Source organism: Paenibacillus doosanensis, from assembly GCF_025060755.1.
In the GTDB taxonomy this organism is placed as follows: domain Bacteria; phylum Bacillota; class Bacilli; order Paenibacillales; family NBRC-103111; genus Paenibacillus_S; species Paenibacillus_S doosanensis.
This window is the reverse complement of sequence record NZ_JANYUY010000002.1, coordinates 247,026-271,506: the sequence shown is the minus strand read 5'-3', so window position 1 is coordinate 271,506 and position 24,481 is coordinate 247,026. Positions and strand designations below refer to the sequence as shown.

General features: G+C 54.1%; 24 protein-coding genes and 1 tRNA gene. 22 read left to right on the top strand and 3 right to left on the bottom strand.

Annotation, left to right across the window (positions count from 1 at the left end; all coding sequences use genetic code 11):
* Positions 1-27: 27 nt before the first annotated feature.
* The 18 genes from hisD to N0M98_RS03635 all read left to right on the top strand — a co-directional run bounded on the left by hisD (position 28) and on the right by N0M98_RS03635 (position 17,674).
* A complete protein-coding gene (gene hisD / locus N0M98_RS03720; RefSeq protein WP_259617004.1) occupies positions 28-1,317 on the top strand; it encodes a histidinol dehydrogenase in 1,290 nt (429 codons plus the stop codon).
* Positions 1,310-1,915 (top strand): imidazoleglycerol-phosphate dehydratase HisB, encoded by a 606-nt coding sequence (gene hisB / locus N0M98_RS03715; RefSeq protein WP_249860073.1) that lies wholly within the window; start codon positions 1,310-1,312, stop codon positions 1,913-1,915. Before hisD ends, hisB begins: the two co-directional genes overlap by 8 nt.
* Before the next feature lies 1 nt (position 1,916).
* Positions 1,917-2,519, top strand: a complete 603-nt coding sequence (gene hisH / locus N0M98_RS03710) for an imidazole glycerol phosphate synthase subunit HisH (protein WP_259616989.1) — start codon at positions 1,917-1,919, stop codon at positions 2,517-2,519.
* Between the two features lie 282 nt (positions 2,520-2,801).
* Entirely contained in the window at positions 2,802-3,560 is a 759-nt protein-coding gene (hisF, locus tag N0M98_RS03705; RefSeq protein ID WP_259616988.1) for an imidazole glycerol phosphate synthase subunit HisF, read from the top strand.
* Positions 3,557-4,255 carry a bifunctional phosphoribosyl-AMP cyclohydrolase/phosphoribosyl-ATP diphosphatase HisIE gene (hisIE, locus tag N0M98_RS03700; RefSeq protein ID WP_259616987.1) on the top strand — a complete coding sequence of 233 codons (699 nt, stop codon included), beginning with the start codon at positions 3,557-3,559 and terminating at the stop codon, positions 4,253-4,255. Before hisF ends, hisIE begins: the two co-directional genes overlap by 4 nt.
* Before the next feature lie 410 nt (positions 4,256-4,665).
* Positions 4,666-5,616, top strand: coding sequence for a ribose-phosphate diphosphokinase (locus tag N0M98_RS03695; protein ID WP_259616986.1), 951 nt, complete (start codon positions 4,666-4,668; stop codon positions 5,614-5,616).
* A 210-nt stretch (positions 5,617-5,826) separates the two neighbouring features.
* Positions 5,827-7,578, top strand: a complete 1,752-nt coding sequence (locus tag N0M98_RS03690) for a tetratricopeptide repeat protein (RefSeq protein ID WP_259616985.1) — start codon at positions 5,827-5,829, stop codon at positions 7,576-7,578.
* Between the two features lie 77 nt (positions 7,579-7,655).
* A complete protein-coding gene (gene trxB / locus N0M98_RS03685; protein WP_259616984.1) occupies positions 7,656-8,603 on the top strand; it encodes a thioredoxin-disulfide reductase in 948 nt (315 codons plus the stop codon).
* Positions 8,604-8,759: 156 nt separating this feature from the next.
* Positions 8,760-9,710 carry an ROK family glucokinase gene (locus tag N0M98_RS03680; RefSeq protein ID WP_249860066.1) on the top strand — a complete coding sequence of 317 codons (951 nt, stop codon included), beginning with the start codon at positions 8,760-8,762 and terminating at the stop codon, positions 9,708-9,710.
* A 40-nt stretch (positions 9,711-9,750) separates the two neighbouring features.
* Positions 9,751-10,650, top strand: coding sequence for an RNase adapter RapZ (rapZ, locus tag N0M98_RS03675; protein ID WP_249860065.1), 900 nt, complete (start codon positions 9,751-9,753; stop codon positions 10,648-10,650).
* Positions 10,647-11,633: a gluconeogenesis morphogenetic factor MgfK gene (gene mgfK / locus N0M98_RS03670; protein ID WP_249860064.1), complete on the top strand. Its 987-nt coding sequence runs from the start codon at positions 10,647-10,649 to the stop codon at positions 11,631-11,633. The genes rapZ and mgfK overlap by 4 nt, the downstream gene beginning before the upstream one ends.
* Positions 11,634-11,639: 6 nt before the next feature.
* On the top strand, positions 11,640-12,572 hold the full coding sequence (whiA, locus tag N0M98_RS03665) for a DNA-binding protein WhiA (protein ID WP_259616983.1): 933 nt from the start codon (positions 11,640-11,642) through the stop codon (positions 12,570-12,572).
* A gap of 154 nt (positions 12,573-12,726) precedes the next feature.
* A complete protein-coding gene (locus N0M98_RS03660) occupies positions 12,727-12,996 on the top strand; it encodes an HPr family phosphocarrier protein (RefSeq protein WP_028548982.1) in 270 nt (89 codons plus the stop codon).
* A 232-nt stretch (positions 12,997-13,228) separates the two neighbouring features.
* The gene (locus N0M98_RS03655) at positions 13,229-15,001 is read left to right on the top strand and encodes a stalk domain-containing protein (RefSeq protein ID WP_249860062.1); all 1,773 of its coding nucleotides are present in this window, start codon (positions 13,229-13,231) and stop codon (positions 14,999-15,001) included.
* A 155-nt stretch (positions 15,002-15,156) separates the two neighbouring features.
* Positions 15,157-15,714: an RNA polymerase sigma factor gene (locus N0M98_RS03650; RefSeq protein ID WP_259616982.1), complete on the top strand. Its 558-nt coding sequence runs from the start codon at positions 15,157-15,159 to the stop codon at positions 15,712-15,714.
* Positions 15,692-16,057 (top strand): hypothetical protein, encoded by a 366-nt coding sequence (locus tag N0M98_RS03645; RefSeq protein ID WP_249860060.1) that lies wholly within the window; start codon positions 15,692-15,694, stop codon positions 16,055-16,057. The genes N0M98_RS03650 and N0M98_RS03645 overlap by 23 nt, the downstream gene beginning before the upstream one ends.
* Entirely contained in the window at positions 16,054-17,514 is a 1,461-nt protein-coding gene (locus N0M98_RS03640) for a tetratricopeptide repeat protein (protein WP_249860059.1), read from the top strand. The genes N0M98_RS03645 and N0M98_RS03640 overlap by 4 nt, the downstream gene beginning before the upstream one ends.
* A gap of 16 nt (positions 17,515-17,530) precedes the next feature.
* Positions 17,531-17,674, top strand: coding sequence for a hypothetical protein (locus N0M98_RS03635; RefSeq protein WP_249860058.1), 144 nt, complete (start codon positions 17,531-17,533; stop codon positions 17,672-17,674).
* Between the two features lie 42 nt (positions 17,675-17,716).
* Here N0M98_RS03635 and clpP read toward each other — a convergent pair whose 3' ends face one another.
* From clpP to N0M98_RS03620, 3 genes are all read right to left on the bottom strand, one after another.
* Entirely contained in the window at positions 17,717-18,298 is a 582-nt protein-coding gene (clpP, locus tag N0M98_RS03630) for an ATP-dependent Clp endopeptidase proteolytic subunit ClpP (protein ID WP_249860057.1), read from the bottom strand.
* A 162-nt stretch (positions 18,299-18,460) separates the two neighbouring features.
* Positions 18,461-18,535: transfer RNA gene (locus N0M98_RS03625), tRNA-Arg, on the bottom strand.
* A gap of 122 nt (positions 18,536-18,657) precedes the next feature.
* Complete coding sequence (locus N0M98_RS03620) at positions 18,658-19,575, bottom strand: LysR family transcriptional regulator (RefSeq protein WP_249860056.1); 918 nt, start codon at positions 19,573-19,575, stop codon at positions 18,658-18,660.
* Positions 19,576-20,033: 458 nt separating this feature from the next.
* Here N0M98_RS03620 and N0M98_RS03615 point away from each other — a divergent pair, with 458 nt between their 5' ends.
* The 4 genes from N0M98_RS03615 to tpiA all read left to right on the top strand — a co-directional run bounded on the left by N0M98_RS03615 (position 20,034) and on the right by tpiA (position 24,481).
* Positions 20,034-21,062, top strand: a complete 1,029-nt coding sequence (locus tag N0M98_RS03615; protein ID WP_249860055.1) for a sugar-binding transcriptional regulator — start codon at positions 20,034-20,036, stop codon at positions 21,060-21,062.
* Between the two features lie 59 nt (positions 21,063-21,121).
* Positions 21,122-22,129: a type I glyceraldehyde-3-phosphate dehydrogenase gene (gene gap / locus N0M98_RS03610; RefSeq protein ID WP_249860054.1), complete on the top strand. Its 1,008-nt coding sequence runs from the start codon at positions 21,122-21,124 to the stop codon at positions 22,127-22,129.
* Between the two features lie 304 nt (positions 22,130-22,433).
* Positions 22,434-23,615 (top strand): phosphoglycerate kinase, encoded by a 1,182-nt coding sequence (locus N0M98_RS03605; RefSeq protein ID WP_259616981.1) that lies wholly within the window; start codon positions 22,434-22,436, stop codon positions 23,613-23,615.
* Positions 23,616-23,728: 113 nt separating this feature from the next.
* The gene (tpiA, locus tag N0M98_RS03600; protein WP_259616980.1) at positions 23,729-24,481 is read left to right on the top strand and encodes a triose-phosphate isomerase; all 753 of its coding nucleotides are present in this window, start codon (positions 23,729-23,731) and stop codon (positions 24,479-24,481) included.

Genomic DNA, 24,481 nt, shown 5'->3' with positions numbered 1-24,481 from the left:
AGTGTAACGGAAAGAGGGGGAAACGTGATGAAGATTATGCCGGCCAGCGAATTTGCGCTGAAGCGGGAGGTCGAATACGGCTCGGAGGAGCAGAACGAGCGGGTCAAAAGCATTATTGAGAGCGTGCGCCGCGAAGGCGATGCGGCGCTGAAGCGCTATGCTCAGCAGTTCGACGGCGTGAGCATCGAGGAGCTGCGAGTGAGCGCGGCGGAGATCGAGGCCGCCTACGCGAAGGTGGACGAGAGCTTCCTCGTAGCGATCCGGGAGGCTGCGGACAACGTTCGCCGCTTCCACGAGAAGCAGAAGCGTTCGTCATGGATGGATCTGCAGCCCGACGGCAGCATCCTCGGCCAAGTGATCCGGCCGCTGCAGCGGGTCGGATTGTACGTTCCGGGCGGGAAGGCGGCGTACCCGTCGTCCGTGCTGATGAACGCGATTCCGGCTCAAGTGGCCGGAGTGCCGGAGATCGTGATGGTTACGCCGCCGGCTACCGCCGGAGTGGAGGGCATCGACCCGCATATTCTCGTAGCCGCCGCGGAAGCGGGCGTGAGCGAGATTTACCGCGTCGGCGGTGCTCAGGCCGTAGCCGCGCTCGCTTACGGCACGGAATCGATTCCCGCCGCGGACAAGATCGTAGGGCCGGGCAACATTTATGTCGCCTTGGCGAAGCGCTATGTGTTCGGCGCCGTGGACATCGACAGCATCGCCGGCCCGAGCGAAATCGTCGTGCTCGCCGACGAGACGGCGGACGCCTCTTACATCGCGGCCGACCTGCTGTCGCAGGCGGAGCATGACGAGATGGCGTCGGCGATTCTCATCACGCCGTCGCAATCGCTCGCCGAAGCGGTGCAGGCGGAAGTGAGCCGCCAGCTCGCCACGCTGCCGAAGAAAGCGATCGCGGAGCAGTCGATCCGCGACTACGGAGCGATTCTCACCGTGGCGAGCCTCGCGGAAGGCATTAATGCGGTCAACCGGCTGGCGCCGGAGCATCTGGAAATTCTCGTGAGCGAGCCGTTCCAATACTTGAGCGCCATTGAGAACGCCGGGGCGATTTTCCTCGGGCCGTACAGCTCGGAGCCGGTGGGCGACTATTTCGCCGGCCCGAACCACGTGCTGCCGACCAACGGGACGGCGCGCTTCTCGTCGCCGTTGAATGTGGACGACTTCATGAAGAAGTCAAGCGTCATTTATTACAGTAAGGAAGCGCTGCTCGCTAACGGAGATAAAATTATTGCGCTGGCTCGGCATGAGGGGCTTGAAGCTCACGCAAGGGCCATTCAAATACGATTGGAGAAAGAAGGGAATACCCGTGGCTGATCAACAACAAGCCGCTCGCCAGGCGAGCATCGCACGCAAAACGAACGAAACCGATATCGAGCTCGCCTTCCAGGTCGACGGCACCGGCATATCGGAACTCGAAACGGACGTACCGTTCCTGAATCATATGCTGGACCTGTTCACCAAGCACGGCCAATTCGACCTGAAGGTGAAGGCGGTCGGAGATATCGATATCGACGATCATCATACAGTGGAGGATATCGGAATTTGCCTTGGGGCGACCTTGCGCGAAGCGCTCGGAGACAAGAAAGGGATCAAGCGTTACGCGAACGTCTTCATCCCGATGGACGAGGCGCTCGCTCAAGTCGTGATCGATGTCAGCAACCGCCCGCACTTCGAATATCGGGCCCAATACCCTTCCACGCAGGTGGGCAGCTTCTCGACGGAGATGGTGCAAGAGTTCTTGTGGAAGTTTGCGCTTGAAGCCCGCATTACGCTCCACGTCATCGTCCACTACGGGCAAAACACGCATCATATGATCGAGGCGATCTTCAAAGCGCTCGGCCGCGCGCTGGACGAAGCGACGACCATCGATCCGCGCGTGAAAGGCGTGCCGTCGACGAAGGGAGTGCTGTAGCATGATCGCGATCATCGACTACGGCATGGGCAATCTGCACAGCGTCAGCAAGGCGGTCGAGCGGCTCGGCGTCGAGGCGGTCGTTACCTCCGACGAGGAGCGGATCATGGCCGCATCCGGAGCGATTCTCCCGGGCGTCGGCGCCTTCGGCGATGCGATGGAGCACCTGCGCGAATCGAAGCTGGACGGAGCGGTCGTGAGGTATGCCGAGACCGGCAAGCCGCTGCTCGGCATCTGCCTCGGGATGCAGCTGCTCTTCACCCGCAGCGAGGAGCACGGCTCCCACGAAGGGCTGAACCTGCTGCCCGGAGAGGTCATACGCTTTAGCGGCGGCTATAAGGTGCCGCATATGGGCTGGAACCGGCTGCAGTTTCGCCAGCCGAGCCCGCTGCTTGACGGCGTGGAAGAAGGACATGTGTACTTCGTGCATTCGTACCATGTGAAGCCGGAGCAGCCGTCGGATCTGCTCGCTACGACGGATTACTATCAGCAGGTGACGGCCATCGTAGGCCGGGACAACATCTATGGGATGCAGTTTCATCCCGAGAAGAGCGGCAGCATCGGCATGAAGCTGCTAAGCAATTTTACGGCTCTATGCAAATGAAAGCAGCAGGGCCTATAGAAGCACCAGACTCCTAAAAGCGTGGTGAACAAGCGGCCGATGAGTCGATAGAAAGCTGGAACAGCGTAAGCGGTCGCCTAAGAAAAACGGAGTCTCTCCATAGCAATAAGGAAAAAATAATTCAAAGAATCCGATTTCAACAGCGCTTGGAAGATCAAATGGGCACCGCAGCGGACTTTTTCACCACATGTATTAGCTTCATTCGAAAGCGGCGGAGTCACGATCAGGGCATCATTCATTTTTATGGGAACGGGGAGTGAGCGCATGCTTGCCAAACGGATTATTCCTTGCCTCGACGTCAAGGACGGACGGGTTGTCAAAGGCGTCAATTTCGTCAATTTGCGCGATGCGGGCGACCCGGTGGAGCTGGCCGCCATCTACGACCGGGAGGGTGCCGACGAACTCGTTTTTCTCGATATTTCGGCCTCGGTCGAAGGGCGCGCTACGATGGTGGAGGTCGTCAAGCAGACGGCCGGCGAAATTACGATCCCCTTTACGGTAGGCGGGGGCATCTCCAGCGTGGACGATATGAAGCGGCTGCTCCGCGCAGGAGCGGACAAAATCGGCATTAATACGGCCGCGGTCAAAAATCCGCAGCTGATTTCCGACGGGGCGCGCCGGTTCGGCTCGCAGTGCATCGTCGTCGCCATCGACGCGCGCTTCAACGCCGAGTGGGGAGAATGGGAAGTGTTCACTCACGGCGGACGCAACGGCACCGGCATCAAGGCGCTGGAATGGGCCAAGCGGGCCGAGGAGCTGGGGGCGGGAGAACTGCTGCTCACCAGCATGGACGCCGACGGCACGAAGGACGGCTTCGATCTGCCGCTGACCAAAGCGGTATCGGAGCTTGTAAGCATACCGGTCATCGCTTCCGGCGGGGCCGGAACGAAAGACCATTTTTACGATGTTTTCACCGAAGGCAAAGCGGATGCGGGACTGGCCGCAACGATTTTTCACTACAAAGAGCTTACGATTGACGAGGTCAAAACCAATCTCCGGCAAAAAGGGGTCGAAGTCCGATGAGCAACGAACAAACCGAACAAACCGCTGCGCTGTCTTGGGAAGAGCTGACCGCAGCTATCAAATGGGATGCGCAGGGCTTAGTGCCTGCGATCGTGCAGGATGCGGCAAGCAAAGACGTGCTCATGCTCGCTTACATGAACGAGGAGTCGCTCAGGCTAACGCTGGAATCCGGCGAAACATGGTTCTGGAGCCGCTCCCGCAGCGAATTATGGCATAAGGGCGCTACGTCCGGCCACAAGCAGAAGGTCCGCGCGCTGAAATACGATTGCGACGGAGACACGCTGCTGATCCAGGTAGATCAAACCGGTCCCGCATGTCATACGGGCCAGTACAGCTGCTTCTACAACAACGTGCCTCTGCAAGGGCAATCCGCCGCAGCTGCTGCGGACGCTTCTCCGAACGACCGCTTCGCGATGCTGTCGCGTCTGGAGTCGGTCATCGCCCAGCGCGACGCCGAGCGTCCGGAAGGAGCGTATACGACGTATTTGTTCGAGAAAGGGATCGACAAGATTCTGAAGAAAGTCGGCGAAGAGACGGCCGAAGTCATTATTGCGGCGAAAAACCGCGACAACGACGAGCTGCGCTACGAATCCAGCGATTTGATCTTCCATCTGATGGTGCTGCTGCGCGAAGCGAAGCTGCCGCTGGATGACGTGATGCGCGAGCTGGACCGCCGCCACAATTCCAAAAAATAACTTGAAACGATTGCATGGTCGGCCGCGTATAAGTATTCGGGCAAAAAACCGGAACGCCCGCTGACGTCGCAGCGGGAGCAACATCGAGCAAAGGGCATACGGCGCGAAGCAGATTCTTCTTAAGAGGATGGTTCAACGCTTATGCCCTTGCTCTGTGTCTTTATGAATTGCCGATTGCAGAAACGCTGGGTCCGCGGATATTGCACCTAATGCTGGCAAAAAGGGCGCTATTATGCAGCTTCTGCCCATCTTTCACGGAAATGCCTTTTTCTTAAATCTTTATTTTCATGTATAATGGGGTTGTGGACATTTTTTATTGTATAATGACTCTTGATGTTATATAGATGCATCGGAAGCTACAGCCCACTGAAACTTACGTAAACAATCCATAGCGGAGGTAACCTTTAACCATGTTTAGCGACAAACTGAAGATTTTTTCCGGATCATCCAACCCCAAGCTTGCCGAACGAATCTGTGAGGAGTTGGGTGTCAGCCTTGGCCAAGTCAAGCTTTCCAGATTCAAATGCGGAGAGATTTACTGCTGCTACGAAGAGACCATTCGGAACTGTGATGTGTTTTTGGTGCAAACGTTCTCCCATCCGATCAACGAGAACTTCATGGAACTCTTGGTCATGATGGATGCGGCCAAACGCGCATCGGCCAGAACAATCAACCTTGTCGTGCCTTACTATGGATATTCCCGTCAAGAACGTAAAGCTGCTCCCCGCGAGCCGATCTCGGCCAAATTGGTCGCTGATTTGCTGAATGCGGCCGGAGCTGATCGTGTGATTACGATCGACCTGCACGCGCCGGCGATTCAAGGCTTCTTCAACATCCCGGTCGATCATCTGACGGCGCTTGACCTGCTCAGCGCGCATATCAAGAAAAAAGCTATCGACGATTTGATCGTCGTCTCTCCGGACGCAGGCGGCGTGACCAGAGCGGAGAACCTGGCCAACGTGCTGGAAGCTCCGATCGCGATGATGTTCAAAAAGCGCTATGCGCATAACGAAGCGGTCGTCACTCACGTAATCGGCGACGTTAAAGGCAAAACGCCGGTTATTTTCGAAGATTTGATCGATACGGGAACGACGATCGTCAACGTTGTGGAAGGGCTGAAAGAACGCGGAGCGAATGATGTTTACATCTGTGCTACGCATCCCGTGTTCTCGGGACCTGCGTTGCAGCGGCTGGATCATCCGAACATTAAAGAAGTCGTCATAACGGACTCCATCGCGATTCCGGACGATCATTCCTCGCGCTTTCAGGTATTGTCGGTAGCCGGCCTCTTGTCGAATGCGATCCGCATTATTAAAGACGGCGGTTCTATCAGCTCCTTGTTCAAATACGGCGGCGTTTAATCCGATAGATTGGACCCGCACTACACCGCGGCGCTGATGCGCCGCTTCTTCCATGCTCATAAGCCTTGAGCGCCTGTCCGAAAGACGGCGGCGCAAAAGGTTTTTTCAGACATACTTATGTATTTTTAGCAGATTATGCTATACTTTTCGTAAGAATAACGCTGGTTTCCTATTGTGAATTCCAGACGGAACCGGAGGTGCCTTATTATAATGGAAAAGAAAAAGCGTGCTAACCCAACAAAACATAATAAAGTGATCCCGATGAAAATGGATGCCACGTTCTTTTTCGAACGAGCCGTTCAATCTTTGGACCGATATCATTACGATAAGGCATTAAAGTATTTTCGTCGCGCTGCCGATTACGAGCCGGAGAACCCGGTGAACCATTGTAATTTAGCGGGACTGCTCTCGGAGATGGGGAATTACGAGGAATCCAACCGCATTCTGCAGCATGTGCTGGATCGAATCGACCCTACAATGACCGAATGCTACTTCTATATGGCGAATAATTTCGCCAATATGGAAAATTACGAGTCGGCGGAGAAGGCGATCATTCATTACTTGGAGAACGACCCGACCGGACAGTTTCTGGAGGAGTCCGAGGAGATGATCGAGCTGCTCAGCTACGAGCTGGACCGCCCGACCAAGCTGACGTCCATCAAGAGCCAGGAAGGGATCTTCGAGCACGACCGGGCGCGCAGTATGCTGGAGGAAGGCAAATTCGCCGAAGCGGTGCGTATCTTAGAGAAGATCATCAAGAAGCATCCGGATTTTATGGCTGCGCGCAACAATTTGGCGCTGGCGTATTACTATATGGGATATTTCGATAAGTCCGTCGAGATGATTCGCGAAGTATTGGAGCTGGATCACGGCAATTTGCACGCGCTGTGCAATCTGGCGATTTTTTACCAGCATTTCGGGGATAAGGATAATTTGGCCGAACTGCTTGGCATCTTGCGGAAAACCTATCCTTTCCATCAGGATCATGTGTTTAAGCTGGCTACCACAATGGGCATCTTAAGTGAACACGAGACGGCGTACCGTTTGTTCAAACGGCTGCTTAAGACGGGCGAGGCCGGACTTGATCCATGCCTGTTTCATTATACGGCTGTTGCGGCATACAATACGAAGCGATATGACGAAGCCGAACGGCAGTGGCGCCAAGCGGAGAAGTTCGACCCCGGCTCGGAAATTCCGAAGTTTTATTTGAATCAGCTGCATCAATCCCGCAGCGAGCAGGTGAAGCCGCAAGTCAGCTATCATTATCATCTTCCCTTCGAGGAGCAGTTCCGCGGATTGGAGAAGTCAACGGAAGGGCTGCCCGACCATTTGAAGAGAGATCCGCTGGTCCGCTCTTCCTTCTTCTGGGCTCTGCGCCACGGAGATACCGAAACCAAGCTGCAGGTCATACAGGCATTCGGCCTCATCGCCGACAGCGAAGTGAAGGAAGCGCTGCTCGAATTTATAAAAGAACCGGGCGAGGACGATTATTTGAAAAAAGTCGCCATCTTCGTGCTGCGTCATATCGGGATGCACGAACCGGTATCCGCGGTGCTGGACGGCTTGGAGCAGATGATTCCGGCATCGCCGTTTTCGCCGAACTTACCGGTCTGGGAACGCAAATGGCAGGATATTATGGATATGGCGATGCATGAGATGAAGCGCAGGTACGATATGGTGCAGCAGTACGATCTGCAGACGCTATGGGTAGAATATTTATCGAGGGCGTATCCGAATGTGCCCAAAATTGCCAAGGCTGAGGGCTGGGCCGCCGCGCTGGAATATTTGACCGCCAAAATGCACCGCCGCGCGATCTCGCTGCATGAGCTGGCGCATCGTTACAATGTGTCGGTAGCGACAATCAGCAAAAACGTGAAACTTATCGATGAAGCTTGCGGCATCAGAGAGAAGATGGAGGCCATCTTCCCGACATTCTCAAGCTTTGATCATAAAATAAAGTAGGTCGCGGTTTTCTTGGGGAAACAGACTTTGCGATGAACGTTTTCTTCACGAAAACTTTTTTAGGAGGAATGGAAATTATGTACAAAGCAGTAGTAATCGGTACGGGTCCTTCGGGACTGACTGCAGCTATTTATTTGGCACGCGCCAACTTGAACCCGCTCGTTATCGAAGGACCGGAGCCGGGCGGCCAATTGACGACGACGACGGAAGTGGAGAACTTCCCGGGCTTTCCTCAAGGAATTATGGGTCCTGAGCTGATGGACAATATGCGCAAGCAAGCGGAGCGTTTCGGCGCCGAATTCAAAACCGGCTGGGTCAATAAGGTGGATTTATCCAAACGTCCGTTCACGCTGTCGGTTGAGGGGATGGACGACATCCAAGCGGAGAGCTTAATTATCTCCACAGGCGCATCCGCCAAGCTGCTCGGCATCGAGAACGAGAAGGAAAGCATGGGACGCGGCGTGAGCACATGCGCGACTTGCGACGGCTTCTTCTTCCGCGGCAAAAAAATCATCGTAGTGGGCGGCGGCGACTCCGCCATGGAGGAAGCGAACTTCCTTACCCGCTTTGCTACGGAAGTGCGTCTGGTGCATCGCCGCAGCGAATTGCGCGCCTCCAAAATTATGCAGGACCGCGCCCGCGAAAACTCCAAAATCGCCTGGAGCCTGAACAAGACGCCTCTTGGCGTAGTGAGCGGGGATAAAGGCGTAACCGGGCTTAAAGTGAAAAACAACGAGACGGGAGCCGAAGAAATTCTGGAGACGGACGGCATCTTCGTCGCCATCGGCCATACGCCGAACACGGGTTTCCTGGGCGGTCAAATTACGACCGACGAGCACGGATATATCGTAGTGAAGCCGGGTACGACACAGACGAACGTCGAAGGCGTATTCGCCTGTGGAGACGTGCAGGACAGCAAATACCGTCAAGCCATTACGGCGGCGGGCAGCGGATGTATGGCTGCGCTCGAATGCGAGAAGTTTCTTGAAGGACATGCGGTTCACGAATGGAGCCAGACACTGTAGAAGATAAGCGAGAACGTGGGACGCAAGGTTCCACGTTTTTTCGGTCTTAGCGGGCCTGCATGAATATATTGGACGTTATCTTGACCTCAGGTTAGGGTTGGCTTATAGTTGGAACATGAGCTTTACGTGATTATAGTTTATGAGGTGACCTGAGAAATGGGAGAGAAAGTGTACGTTGGAGTCGATCTGGGAGGCACGGCAATTAAGGTAGGGCTGTGCGATGAGAATGGCAAGCTGCTGCAGACCTTCGAAGGACCGACGGGAACGGAGCACGGCGCCGATGTAGTGTTGGAGAATATCGCTCAGTATGTTCGCAAGCTGGTGGCGGAGTCCCCTTATGAGTGGGAGCAGGTGGACGGTATTGGTGCCGGCATCGCCGGATTTATGGACATTCCCGAGGGCTTTATCAAGCTGTCGCCTAATCTGGGTTGGCGCAACGTACCTATCAAAAAAATTCTCGAAGAGAAGCTCGGCAAGACGGTTAAAATCGACAATGACGCCAATGTGGCTGCGCTTGGAGAAGCATGGAGCGGTGCGGGCGCGGGTATTCCGAATCTAGTATGCTATACGCTCGGAACGGGAGTAGGCGGCGGCATTATTATTAATGGTAAAATATTCCAAGGTTTTAAAGGAATGGCTGGAGAGCTCGGTCATATGGCGGTCGTGCCGGATTTGGAAGCTATCAACTGCGGCTGCGGAATGAAAGGATGTCTGGAGACGGTGTCCTCGGCTACCGGCATTATTCGCATGGCCAAGGAAGCGGTCGAACGCGGAGAATCGACATCGCTAGCTTTGGTAGAGAACATTATGGCCAAGGACGTATTCGATGCGGCCAAGTCGGGGGACGAGGTGGCCATTCGCATCATCAACCGCGCTGCGTTTTATTTGGGCAAGTCGATGGCATCCGTATCGGTCGTGCTGAACCCTCAACGTTTTATTATAGGCGGCGGCGTATCGAAGGCCGGAGATATTCTGTTCGATGCGTTGCGCAAATATTACAATGATTTTGCTCAGGATGCGGCTAAAGAAGGCGTAGATATCGTGCCTGCAAGCCTCGGCAACGACGCCGGCATCGTAGGCGCCGCAGGCCTCAATCTGCGTTCTTAATTGGCTGATGAATCCGAGAGCGACCCGGAGGTGGATTCCCATGGAAGATATGCATACCTTAGGCAAGCTGGTTATTATCACAGGCATGTCGGGCGCAGGCAAGACGATTGCCGTGCAAAGCTTGGAGGACTTGGGATTTTTCTGCGTGGATAACCTTCCTCCCGTACTCATCCCGAAATTCGCGGAGCTGATTGAGCAGTCCAAAGGCCGCATCGGCAAAGTGGCTTTGGTGATCGACTTGCGCGGAAGGGAATTTTTTACATCGTTATCCGAATCTCTTCGATACATTCAAGAGAATCATACGCTGACCTATGAAATTTTATTTCTGGACGCGACCGATGCGGTGCTGGTTCAACGCTATAAGGAAAGCCGCCGCAAGCATCCGCTGGCTCCTACGGGAGCGCCTCTGGAAGGAATCATTCAGGAGCGCAAGCTGCTGGAGGAGCTCAAGGGGATGGCTACGCAGGTGATCGATACGAGCAGCCTGAAGCCGACCGCGCTCAAAGAGCGCATCGTGTCCAGATTTACGAATCTGGAGTCGGACGGTATCTCTATCAATGTGATCTCGTTCGGTTTCAAGTACGGAGTGCCGATCGATGCGGATCTTATCTTCGACGTGCGGTTCCTGCCGAACCCGCATTATGTGGAGACGCTGCGTCCGAATACGGGGCAAGATCCGGAAGTGTACGATTATGTGATGAAGTGGAGCGAAACGCAGGAATTTCTCGCCAAGCTGCTCGATTTGCTGAATTTCCTGGTTCCTCAGTACAAGAAGGAAGGCAAGAGTCAAGTTGTCGTAGGCATTGGATGTACTGGCGGCAAGCATCGTTCCGTAGCAATAGCTGAATATTTGGGTAAAGTGATGGGCAATAGTGAGACGGAGACGGTTCGTGTAAGCCACCGCGACTCGGAACGCGACCGGGTTGAGGTGAAGAAATGACCAAAAACCGCAAAGAGAGCGCCCGCCCTCGTATTGTCGTGATCGGCGGAGGCACCGGATTATCGGTCATGCTCCGCGGATTAAAAGAAAAACCGATGGATATTACCGCCATAGTAACGGTGGCGGACGACGGCGGCAGTTCGGGCATTTTGCGTTCCGAGCTGGAGATGCCCCCGCCGGGGGACATTCGCAACGTCCTCACCGCGTTGGCCGATGTAGAGCCGCTGCTCGGCAAAATGCTGGAGTACCGGTTCGAGAAAGGCCAGGGATTAGCCGGTCACAGTTTGGGCAATCTAATTTTGGCAGCGATGAGCGATATTACCGGCGATTTTGTGACCGGGGTTCGCGAGCTGAGCCGCGTATTTGCCGTTCGGGGCAGAGTGCTGCCGGCAGCGAACCATGCGATCGTATTGAAGGCGGAAATGTCGGACGGCACGATCGTCGAAGGGGAATCGAAGATTCCGAAGGCAGGCAAAGTGATCAAGCGCGTGTTCATCGAACCCGCCGATGTGGCTCCCTTGGAGGAGGCCGTCGATGCGCTGAAGCAGGCCGATGCTATATTGGTTGGCCCGGGAAGCCTGTACACAAGCATTATGCCGAACTTGCTCGTACCGGAAATCGCGCGGACGATTCTTGAATCGAAAGCGCTCAAAATGTTTATTTGCAACGTGATGACGCAGCCGGGGGAAACGGATAATTATACGGTCAGCGATCATTTGCAAGCCGTATACCATCATGTCGGGCATCATTTGTTCGATTACGTGATTGTCAATAATGGAGAAATTCCTCCTCAGGTGCAGAGCAGGTATGCAGAGAAGGGCGCCAAGGTCGTCCCGCTTGATCTGGACGAGGTGACCAAGCGAGGCTACAAGGTAATAGGCGACCAACTGGTTTTATTCCGCACTTATTTGCGTCATGACGCGGAAAAGTTAAGTCATCACATCTATCAGCAGGTGGAGAGCTGGATGATTAAGAAGAGGTGATTGCCCATGTCCTTCGCCGCACAAACGAAAAAAGAATTAACGATGATCCAATCCGAGGCAGCATGCTGCGAAACGGCGGAGCTGTCGGCGCTCATTCGCATGAACGGTTCCGTGCAGCTGACTAGCCAGCGGATCGTACTGGATGTGTCGACCGAGAACGCGGCGATTGCCCGCCGGATGTATTCATTATTGAAAAAGCAGTTTCGCGTTCATACCGAGCTGCTCGTCCGCAAGAAAATGCGACTGAAGAAAAATAACGTCTACATTGTACGGGTACCGAACCAAGTGCAGGAAATTTTGTCCCGGCTGCATATTGTCTCCGAGGGCTTTATGTTCACTCCGGGCATTGAAGACGAGATTATTCGAGAAGATTGCTGTAAACGCGCCTATTTGCGCGGGGCGTTCTTGGCGGGCGGATCGGTGAACAATCCCGAGGGCTCTTCCTATCATCTCGAAATTTCTTCGATGTACGAGGAGCATTGCCAAGCTCTGTGCGAGCTGGCCAACCGGTTCGACCTGAACGCGCGCTGTATCGAGCGAAAGAAGGGGTTCGTTTTCTACATCAAGGAAGGCGAGAAAATTATCGAGTTCTTGAACCTGATCGGCGCCCATCAGGCGCTGCTGCGTTTCGAGGACGTGCGGATCATGAAAGATATGCGCAACTCGGTCAACCGTCTTGTTAATTGTGAAACGGCGAACTTGAACAAAACGATCGGCGCAGCCGTCCGGCAAATCGATAATATTCGATTGCTGCAAAAGGAGCTCGGCTTGGAAAACTTGCCCGAAAAGCTGCGCGAGGTTGCTGAAATCAGGCTGATGCATCCGGACATGAATTTGAAAGAGGTCGGAGACCTGCTTAAGGGCAGCGTCAGCAAATCCGGTGTCAATCACCGGCTTCGAAAGATCGACGAGCTGGCGGAAAAGATCCGCAATTCATAATTCGGACGAAAATATAGATTTTTTGTGTAAATTGCCGCCCGCTTCTAGTGCATCCGGCGGAAAAATGGTATAATGGATGAAAAATCGCTTTTTCATGGTCATTTATGCAAAATGGTCATTCGTAATATTAAGATAGTAGGGGGTATGGGTTGGAATGTCGAAACGCCCAGTAGTCGTGAAGTTGAAAACAGGCCTTCATGCCAGACCAGCGGCACTTTTTGTGCAGGAAGCTAACAAGTTCTCTTCCGAAATTTTCGTGGAGAAAGACGAGAAGAAAGTTAATGCCAAGAGTATTATGGGAATTATGAGCTTGGCCATCAGCACAGGTACGGAAGTATACATTAGTGCAGAAGGTTCGGACGCCGAGCAGGCTGTAAACGCTTTAGTCGCTTTGGTCAGCAAAGAGGAACTGGAGAACCAATAACAACCGCCACAGGCTTCCGAAAGGAAGCTTTTTTCCATTTGTGGAAATAGCAGGTGTGTAAATGCGTCATATTTCGGCATTTATGTCTATTGTATGAAGTGGAAGATGATGGCTGGATTTGGGTGCAAGGAAAAGCGCAACCTTTTCTTGAGCGGAGCGTCTATAATGACGTGTCTTCTTTAGGAAAGGTTTTTTTGCTTATCTTTTTTTACCATTTTAAAGGAGTAGAGAGATGAAACAGATGAAAAGAGAAATGTCTTTGATCATGATCATGACCTTGTTATGCGCCGTTCTCTTCGCACCGTTGGCATCAGCGCAGGGCGTATCGTCGGCTTCGACTTACATACTGCTCTATGTCGACAAAAGCGAGGCTTTCTTGAACGGCAAACAAGTGACGCTAGACTCCCCGGCTACGATCATCAAAGACAAGATGTTTGTACCCGCCAAGTTTCTGGGAGACGCTCTGGGCATGAAGGTGGAGTGGAACGAGAAGACGCGCCAGATCACGATGGAGACGCCAGGGTACGATATCGTGCTGGACAGCGACCGGAAATCGGTATGGATTAACGGGATTCTCGAGCCTTTCGATTCCGCGGCGGCCATCAGTCCGGAAGGCAAGCTGCTCATTAAGCTGACTTGGCTGGCGGATTACATGGGGGCCCGTTATACGTACAACGATGAACTGAGACGGGTAGACATTTTGTATACGAAGACACCGAACGGCATTTATATTCCGAATTCGAACAATTCCAACCCGGTGGCCAAATTTTCGACAAACAAAAATACTTACAAGATCGGCGAACCGGTGAAATACGTCGACCTGAGCTATGATCCGGATGCCGAGGGCATCGTTCAGTACGACTGGACAGGCAACGACGAAGCGTTCTTCACACCCGGCTCCCATCAGGTGACGCTGACGGTATGGGACGGCCACGGCAACAAGAGCGAGCCGTACACACGCAATATTATCGTAAGCAGCGAGACGTACTTGAACGCGATAGAATATCCGATCTATATGAAGCCTGAAGGAAGCTTTATCAAGACGGATTGGAGCACGCTATGGGGCAACTTCTGGAATTTGCCGCAGCTGCCGAAGCAGGTAACGACCGATAATACGAGAAAGCTTCTGGTCAGCGACAGTCCGGAGGAATTTACGGAAAAAGGCATTCTGTATCAGGATACGGTCAACGGAAAAGGCAGATTGTACGCAGATCACATCAATGGAACGCAGGAAAAGGTTACTATGGCGATCTTGGCCAAGAACATGACCAATAAGCCGGTGACGATCAAAACGACCAATAAAGGCGAAGTATGGCCTTCTGTGTATGCGAACCTGATCGGCAACGAAGCGTCCGTCGATTTTCTGATGAACGATCCGCACAATGAAGAAATGGTCGTTCCGGCGAATCAAACGTTCATTTATTCGCAAATGCCGGAGTTTTATCCCGGTCAAGGCGTGAATTTGTTCTACGATGTGGAAACGGACGGCGAGATTCAGTTCTCCTTCGTCGCCACCGACCAGGTGTCGCAGAACACGCTGAACCGCCTGCCGCTGCTGCCGTTCACCGGACATGTCCGCGGGTCGTTCCCGGTATCTCAGGTGAATTGGAATGTGGACGCCAGCTCGTTCACGAAGCCGTCGAGGCTGATTATCGGGGACGGCACGACCGATACGTTCCAGCCGGGTTACGATCCGATGCGCAAGCAAAATGTGACGAACGACGGCAACTACGGCGTCGTCTACAAGATCCATGCGGATAAGCCGCGCAAAATGGCAGTCATGGTGCTGGCTTACGGAGGCATCTTCAAAGGCCCGTTCAAAATTAACGGGGAGATGCACCTCGTACCGCAATCCGGCGTGCTGACGGCGTTCGACGGCATGCAGATTTTGACGAAGACGACAGGCAAGGAGGATTCGCTGGATATCGAATTTACGCCTCCGGCGGGCTCGGCTTTCCCGATCGATCTCATCTTCTATCCTTTGGACGATAAAGAAACGAACTAATTGTCGAAACGGTGATTACCGTCGGCTCTCCTGGTGCGCAGGGGGGCCGATTTTTTTGCTGTTATAGATAATTTTGCTTGCGCGAGAAAATTGATCTCTTATGCAACCTTTGAGCGGGGAAACCGCATCTATAAGGGTGAAGAGGAGGGGGAGCGATGAACCCCGAGCTGGGATGGATTGAGCGGCTGCGCCGGGGGGACGGCTCCGGATTGCCGCCGCTGATGGACCGGTACGGTCATGAGGTGTACCGTACAGCCGCGCTGCTGATCAGAGACCGGCACTCCGCGGAAGATATCAGTCAGGAGGTGTTTCTGATCGTTTATCAAAAGATCGGGCAGTTCCAAGGAGAAGGATCGCTGCGGGGCTGGCTGCTGCAAATTACGATCAATTTGTGCAGGAGCCGGATGCGCCGGGCTTCATGGAGGCGGCTGGTGTTCTTCGGACTGGAGCATCCCGGACTTGTCAGCTCCGACCGAGGGCTTGAACGGTACGCAGAGAGCGATTCTTTAATGGGCTGCATTCGGCAGCTGCCTTATAAATACAGGGAAGTGATCGTGTTGTATTATTATCGGGATATGTATATAAGGGAGATGGCGGAGCTGCTCGGCGAATCGGAAGGAACGGTCAAGAGCAAGCTGTCGCGCGCCAAGAGGCTGCTTAAGAAACTGCTGGAGGCGGGAGGGTGGAAGGATGAAAGCAAGGCATGGGAATAATCCGGTGCGCGAACAGTTGAAGGCCGAGCTGGCCGGCGTGCGGTTCAGCGAGGAGATGCAGCGCCAGGTGATGATGCGGCTGGACCCGGCGAAGACGCCGTTCTGGGAGCGGGAACTCGCTATCCCGTTCCCGGCCGCCGCAGGATGGGGGCTGCTGTGCGCGATGGCGATATGGCTCTTGTTCGCGCTTCCGTTGTCGGCTCCCTCCGGGAAGAGCGGATTGACGGATGCGGCGAGGCATCCGGAACAGGCTTATGAAGGGCAGGCCGAACAGCCGGCGTATGTATCGCTGGCCGGGAATGTATTTCGCAGCGAAGAGCTGAATCGGGGGTGGCGGCCGTGATTCGGATCAAGTACAAGACATTGGCAGTAGGGCTGTTGCTGCTGCTGGTCTTCCTGCTCGCCGTATACGTTGAGCTTCCCTCTAAGCTGCTGGAATGGAAACGGTACGATGCCGTTCTGAAGTATTTTCCCCGGAGCAGCCAGGCCCCGGATGCGCTGTATTGGGCGGCTGAATCGGAGGCTCCGAACCCGGGGGACGGTCGGATGTTCATTTTTCACAACTCGTCCTCTTATTCCTTGGCCGGGACCGTCTCCTCTCAAGGAATGGCGTACGCCCGGGAGAAGCTGGAGAGACTGATTGCGGAGTACCCGGGGTATGTTCTCGCCGAGCAAGCGCGATGGAAGCTGGCCTTGATCTATTTTGCCGCGAAGGAGTACGATCGGGCCGAGCCGCTCTTTCGCAGCATGGCGGATAACGGCAAGCAGGATGGGCGCAGCAAGGAAGCGGCGGCCTACGCGCAGCTGCTCGCTTCGCGCCGAGGGGCGGAGGAGCGAGGGGCTGCGACAACGCCTTCCTTGCAGGGGAAGGTCGTGATAGGCGACCGGCCTGCGGCCGGACTGGTGGTCGCCCTGCATCGCAAGGCGGACTCCAGCTGGATGTATCCGCCGTACGGTCGCTATCCGATGGCGATGACGGACGACGCGGGTTCCTTCCGCTTCTACGACGTGCCTGAAGGCGAGTACGAAGCGGGCGTCGGCGCCGATCCGGCGGAGCTGAGCGGATATTATCTCAGCGATCTGGGAAGCGAGACGGTAACGATTCGATCCGGAGCGACGGCGGACTATGATCTGCGGTTCGTTCCTCAGGTGAAGGTCGTTCAGCCGACGAACAAGGAAGTGATCGCATCCGGCCGGTTCGAGTTTAGCTGGGAGCCGTATCCCGGCGCCGCGAGCTACAAGCTGTCGATCGCGGCGCTGGAGTTCGGCGAGGACGGCAAGCCGCAGGGCGTCTCTTCCATTCCGCTGGATGAGGCGTGGACCGAGCCTAGGGCGGAGTACGATCTGGAAACGCTGCGGACGTATCGGAGGGGGCTCAGCAAATCCTTTTCCCAAAATGAAGTATGGATCGGCTCCTCCGGCATTCTGGGGATCGTATACCCCGGGGGCCATTTCGTTTGGTCCGTCGACGCCTTCAACGACCGGGGCGAGAGAATAAGCAGCTCCAGAGGCTATTATACGTCGCTGAACGGGTCGGAGCCGTTCTTCTCCGTCTCCGACAAGGGGCAGCTGCCCGGCGACAAGCTGGTGCTGCAGGGCGATTACAAGGGGGCGATCCGGGCATATGAAAGCGAGGGCGATAATCCTTATGCGTTAAGGGCGCTGGCGATTATGGCGCTGGACGGGATTGAACCAGGGGACCGGGGCGATAAAGCGAAGGCGCTTGCGTACTTGCGGCGGCTCCCGAATCCGGCGCCGTTCGACCTGGAGCTGATAAGGTCTGCGAGCGAAAGGAACTGATCGGGAGCGGAGGCAATTGAAAGTCATGGATGGCGGCCTGGAAGCCGCGGATCTTGGCGTGCCGCGCTGCACGGAAGCCGATAGGCGGGCCGGCTGCTTTGGCTTTAACGCGGGCCGGCTGCGCCCCGACGTCAAAAAAGCCTGCGAAACCTCCCGATAACGGGCGGCCTCGCAGGCTTTTATTTTGAAGCATATGCAAAAATTAGACGCGTTCAATGACTTTATCGATCAGGCCGTAAGCGGCGGCTTCCTCCGCGTACATGAAGTTGTCGCGGTCGGTGTCTCTCTCGATTTTCTCGAACGGTTGTCCTGTGCGCTCGGCCAAAATATGATTCAGCTTATCGCGCATTTTCAGAATGCGCTTGGCGCGGATTTCGATATCGCTGGCTTGACCTTCGGCTCCGCCCAGCGGCTGGTGAATCATCACTTCGCTGTTCGGCAGCGCAAAGCGTTTGCCCTTGGCGCCGGCTGCAAGCAGGAACGCGCCCATCGATGCGGCCATACCGACGCAGATGGTCGATACGTCCGGCTTAATGAACTGCATCGTATCGTAGATAGCCATTCCTGCGGTAATCGAACCGCCGGGGCTGTTAATGTATAGGCTGATATCCTTATCCGGGTCCTGAGCGGCCAGGAACAGCAATTGGGCGATGATGGCGTTGGCCACAACGTCATTGACCGGAGTTCCCAGAAAAATAATGCGATCCTTAAGCAAACGGGAGTAAATATCGTAAGCGCGTTCTCCTCGTGCATCCGGTTCTACGACCATTGGAATGAAACTCATAAGCTGCAGCCTCCTTAAATTTCATATATGGTAACACTATAACCATCATAGCGTAAAAACAAACAAAGGTCAAGGAAGGTCAAACAGAGGTGACAAAAAAACCTCTCTTCCTGCGAGGATGCAAGAAACAGAGGCTTTGGTTATCGTTAATGTGAGTAAAGATGGCGCGCCCGTAAGGAATCGAACCTTAATCTCAGGCTCCGGAGGCCTACGTCATATCCATTGGACCACGGGCGCGTATTAGTTTGTCTCAAAAAATGAGAAGCAAGAGTTATTATATGATACTATTCGGGAAAAAGCAACCCTGCAGAAAAGGAATTTGGCAAGAAAAAGCTTCGGCAGGGTTGTCTAACGAATGTTCAGGATAATGAAGCGGGGAGCTTCTCCTCAGTATAGACGTTTTTCACGCAGTCGTAGAAGGCTTGCTCGGCGTCGGTTAGCTGAATATCGCGGCGATAGACGAGGCCGTTCTTCCGTTCGATCCGCAGTCCGCAGACCGGTTTCGTCAGCAGAGCTCCCTTGTCGAGCTGATCGCGAACCGCGTAAACCGGCAGAAAGGCAATGCCCAGTCCGTTCTTAACGGATTCCTTGATCACCTCAAAGCTGCTCATCGGCACGGTCGACAGCCGAATCCTCAGCTTCTCCAGCGGAGCGAGAATGCTGCTTTGCAGCAGGCGGCTTTGCGGCAGCAGCAGGGTCGTATGTTCGAGATCGCGGGCATACAGCGTTTTTCGTTCGGACCAGGGATGATCGGGAGGGAACACCAACAAGAATTGGTCTTCGAACAGAACATAATGATCCAGTTCCGACTGGATATAGGAATCGTCATCGTATAACGGCATAAAGGCCAGGTGAATTTGATGCTGCGCCAGCATGCGATGCAGATCGTCATAGCCGTATGTATGAAGCTCGAAGCGCTGCTTCGGATTGGAATGGCGGAATTGCCCCAATAGATCCGGCAGCACGTAGACCCCGATATAATTGCTGGCGTAAATGGACAGAACAGGTTCGGTTTGCTGGGACTGGGCAATCTTATCGGCGGCTTCCTTGAACATTTGCGTGATTCTGCGCGCGTAGTCGTAAAAAATTTCTCCTTGAGGCGTCAGCTTCACCGTTCTCCCGGAGCGGACAAGCAGCTTGGCGTCCAGCAGTTCCTCCAACTGCTGAATATGGCCGCTGATCGTAGGCTGCGAACAGTACAGCCGCTTGGCCGTTTCGGTGAAAGAGCCGCACTCCGCGAGCGTAAGAAAGGTCTCCAGTCTCTCGAAAGTTTTCATTCCTCCGGCCTCCGCAAAGATAATGTGCTTAGAGCGAAGTATACTATATATGATAATGATTATCAATATCATCAATAGATTCGTCTCGGAATTCCGCGAGCTCAAATGGTCCTTGTCCCAGCGGGCGCAAGCTCTGCCGCAGGAGGAACTTCTGACGGTCAGACGCATATCCTAAACATGGGGGCGGCGGCGCAAGGCGGAGGTCGGCGATGCTGAGCCGGGGGCGGGCACAGCGTTCGAAACCGGGGGGCCGGCCTAACCATGCGGGCGCAGCAAGCCCTTTTGCCCGTATGCCGCGGAATTTTTGTCCGATTTGTGATTTGTTAGTTGAAAATGGTTTTCAAATTTTATATAATGAGGACAGCTAAGTGAAAGCTTAGTTGTTTTTTTGGAAGATGTGGGACTAAAAATGTAGTACTGGGACGAAAGGTGTCCATGTCACAGCGGGAGAGTGTTTTATGAGAGATATGCTCGATATTCAAAAGCAGCTTCTGCCGGACCTACTGGACACGCTGAAAAAGAGATATACGATATTGCACCATATTATGGTGTCAGGAATCGTCGGTCGCCGAACACTGGCCGGATCGCTGAACACGACGGAGCGCATCTTAAGGGCCGAGGTCGATTTTTTAAAAGCGCAAGGGCTGCTGGAGGTCGACGCCTCCGGTATGAAGATCAGTGAAGCGGGCCGTCAACTGCTCGACAAGATCGAACCGATGGTCAAGGATTTGTTCGGATTGGCGGAGCTGGAAGACCGCATCCGTTCGCATTTCGGCTTGAAGCAGGTCGTTATCGTGCCGGGAGATTCCGATGCGTCGCCGCATACGAAGAAAGAATTGGGCCGTGCCGGCGCAGCGGTATTGCGCAAATACGTGTCCCAAGACGAAGTCATTGCGGTAACCGGCGGGTCGACGATGGCGGAGGTCGCCTACCACTTGTCCTCTTCCACTTCGCTCAAAGGCAGCTGGTTCGTGCCGGCTCGGGGCGGACTCGGCGAGAGCGTGGAGCTGCAGGCGAATACGATTGCCTCGACGATGGCGAAGAAGACGGGGGCCAAATACCGGCTGCTTCATGTGCCCGATCACTTAAGCGAAGAAGCTTACCAGACTTTGATGCAGGACGGCACTATCCTGGAGATCATTCAGTTTATCCGCAAAGCCCGCATCGTCATCCACGGCATAGGAGAAGCTATGGTGATGGCCAGAAGGCGCAAAGTAGACGCAGCGACGACGGCGATCCTGCAGAATGACGGAGCGCTTGCCGAGGCGTTCGGGTATTATTTTGACCGCGACGGCACCATATTGCACAAGATGCCGACCGTAGGGCTGCGCATCGAAGATATTCAACAGATGGATTGCGTAATCGGCGTCGCCGGAGGCAAGAGCAAAGGCGAGGCGATTGCAGCGGTGCTGCGCTTCGGGCGGGAAGACATTCTCGTCATCGATGAAGCGGCCGCGCTTGAGATTGTACAGACATTGCCATCTTGACAGGCTCTGCCTGTCTTGACATAAATCCAAAAAAAATCATTACTAGGAGGCTATTCCACATGGCAACTAAAGTAGGTATTAACGGTTTTGGACGTATCGGTCGTAACGTATTCCGCGCAGCATTCAACAACCCTGAAGTAGAAGTTGTAGCTATCAACGATTTGACAGACGTAAAAACGCTGGCTCATTTGCTGAAATACGACACTACGCACGGCAAATTCGAAGGCACTGTAGAAGCTACGGAAGGCGCTTTGATCGTTAACGGCAAAACGGTAAAAGTATTTGCTGAGCGCAATCCTGAAAACCTGCCTTGGGCTGCTAACGGTGTAGAAATCGTTGTTGAATCCACAGGTATTTTCACAGCGAAAGAAAAAGCTTCCCTTCACTTGAAAGGCGGCGCTAAGAAAGTTATCATCTCCGCTCCTGCAACGGACGAAGATATCACGATCGTTCTTGGCGTTAACGAAGATAAATACGATCCGGCTAATCACACGATCATCTCCAACGCTTCTTGCACAACGAACTGCTTGGCGCCATTCGCTAAAGTATTGAACGAAAAATTCGGTATCGTTAAAGGCATGATGACAACGATCCACTCCTATACGAACGATCAATCCGTGCTGGATCTGCCGCACAAAGACCTTCGCCGTGCTCGCGCAGCAGCCGAGAACATCATTCCGTCCACTACGGGTGCAGCTAAAGCCGTATCCTTGGTACTGCCTGAATTGAAAGGCAAATTGAACGGCATGTCGTTCCGCGTTCCTACTCCGAACGTATCCGTAACCGACCTGGTTGCCGAACTGAAAGTGAACGTAACGGTTGACGAAGTAAACGCAGCGTTGAAAGAAGCCGCTAACGGCGCTTTGAAAGGCGTATTGAACTACTCCGACGAGCCGCTTGTATCGAGCGACTACAACGGCGATCCTGCTTCCTCCACAATCGACGCTTTGTCGACGATGGTCGTTGGCGACAACCTGGTGAAAGTCGTTTCCTGGTACGACAACGAGTGGGGCTACTCCAACCGCGTTGTAGACTTGGTTGCCTTCATCGCGAAAAAAGGTCTGTAAGTTAGAACAATTGTGGTTATGCACTGACAAAGTTTCATAAATGGCTTTTCGCTTGATGCAAAAGGGATGTACTTTCGGGTTCTGCTTGAGTCTGTCTTCTTGGGAATTAGATTTCATACCGGTATGAATACAATCTCAAAGGAACCTCACTGACGCTCTACGGTACATCCCTTCTTGCTTTTCACCCGCGAAGTTGTTGCGAAACGATGATCAGACATCACCACATTTTTTATGTGCGGGTGTACGAGGCAAGCAAGACTATATAGCACGGCTTTTTAACCAAAGAGGAGGCGCGGGGAGAACCATGAATAAAAAAAGCGTTCGTGACGTAGAAGTAAAAGGCAAAAGAGTATTCGTACGGGTAGATTTCAACGTTCCGTTGGAAAACGGGCAAATCACAGACGATACGCGGATTCGCGAAACGGTTCCGACGATTCAGTACTTAACGGAAAGAGGCGCCAAAGTCATTCTGGCGAGCCATCTGGGCCGTCCGAAGGGACAAGTCGTCGAAGAGCTGCGCTTGACTCCGGCTGCTGCGCGTTTGTCCGAGCTGCTCGGCAAACCGGTAGCGAAAGCCGACGAAGCGATCGGCGAAGCGGTGAAAGCGCAAGTGAACGCTTTGAACGAAGGCGACGTACTGCTGCTGGAAAACGTGCGTTTCTATGCGGGAGAAGAGAAGAACGACGCTGAGCTGGCCAAAGCTTTTGCCGAATTGGCTGATTTGTACGTAAACGATGCGTTCGGCGCCGCTCACCGCGCTCACGCTTCGACGGAAGGCATCGCGCATCATTTGCCGGCCGTATCCGGCCTGTTGATGGAGAAGGAGCTGGACGTGCTGGGCAAAGCGCTCAACAATCCGGAGCGTCCGTTCACGGCGATCGTAGGCGGCGCGAAGGTAAAAGACAAAATCGACGTGATCAACAACCTGCTGAACATCGCAGACAACATCATCATCGGCGGCGGCTTGTCCTACACGTTCCTGAAGGCGCAAGGCATGGAAATCGGCAAATCGCTCGTTGACAACGAGAAATTGGAATTGGCTCTTAGCTTCATCAACAAAGCGAAAGAAAAAGGCGTCAACTTCCTGCTTCCTGAAGATATCGTCGTAACGGACGATTTCAGCCCGACGGCCAATACCCGCATCGTAGCGGTTAACGAAATTCCTGCCGACTGGGAAGGCATCGACATCGGACCGAAATCGCGCGAGAAATACGCGAAAACGATCGCCGAATCCAAACTGATCGTATGGAACGGACCGATGGGCGTATTCGAAATCGAACCGTTCTCCCACGGCACCCGCGCCGTTGCCGAAGCTTGCGCTAACGCATCCGGCTACACCGTAATCGGCGGCGGCGACTCGGCTGCAGCGGTAGAGAAATTCCACCTCGGCGACAAAATGGATCACATCTCTACAGGCGGCGGCGCTTCCCTGGAGTTCATGGAAGGCAAAGCTTTGCCGGGCGTTGTGGCTCTTAACGATAAATAAGATCGGCATTCTTTAATCTCTCTGGCGTTCTCTGAGGCGCAGCTGCCCGGGACGCCGGCAGAGACGATGCTGTTTCGGCACATACATTCACATTAATAAAGGAGTGACTTGCGGTGCGCAAACCAATTATTGCGGGCAACTGGAAAATGTTCAAAACCGTTAGCGAAGCGGTTGCTTTCGTTAACGAAGTGAAAGGCCAAGCGGAAGTAGACGGCGTGGACAGCGTCATCTGCGCGCCTTTTACCAATCTTCCGGCGCTTGTTGAGGCTGTGAAAGGCACGACGCTGAAAGTCGGAGCGCAAAATCTTCACTTCGAAGACAACGGCGCATTCACCGGTGAAATCAGCGGCGTGATGCTGAAGGATCTCGGCGTTGATTATGTCATCATCGGCCATTCCGAGCGCCGCGCTTATTTTGCGGAAACGGACGAGACGGTGAATAAAAAGGTTCATGCCGCATTCAAGCACGGCTTGACGCCGATCGTCTGCGTGGGCGAGAAGCTGGAAGAGCGCGAAGCGGGACAAACGAAGGACGTTTGCAAAGTGCAAACGGAAGCGGCTTTCGCCGGTCTTAGCGCGGCGCAAGCGGCGCAAGTCGTTATCGCTTACGAGCCGATCTGGGCGATCGGAACGGGCAAATCCTCCACGGCGGCGGACGCCAACGAAGTCATCGGCTACATTCGCGAGCTGGTTGCAGGCTTGTACGGTCAAGCGACGGCGGATGCGGTGCGCATTCAATACGGCGGCAGCGTGAAGCCTAACAATATCGGCGAATATATGCAGGAGTCCGACATCGACGGCGCTCTCGTAGGCGGAGCAAGCTTGGAGCCGGCTTCCTACATTGCGCTCGTTCAGGGGGCCAAGTAA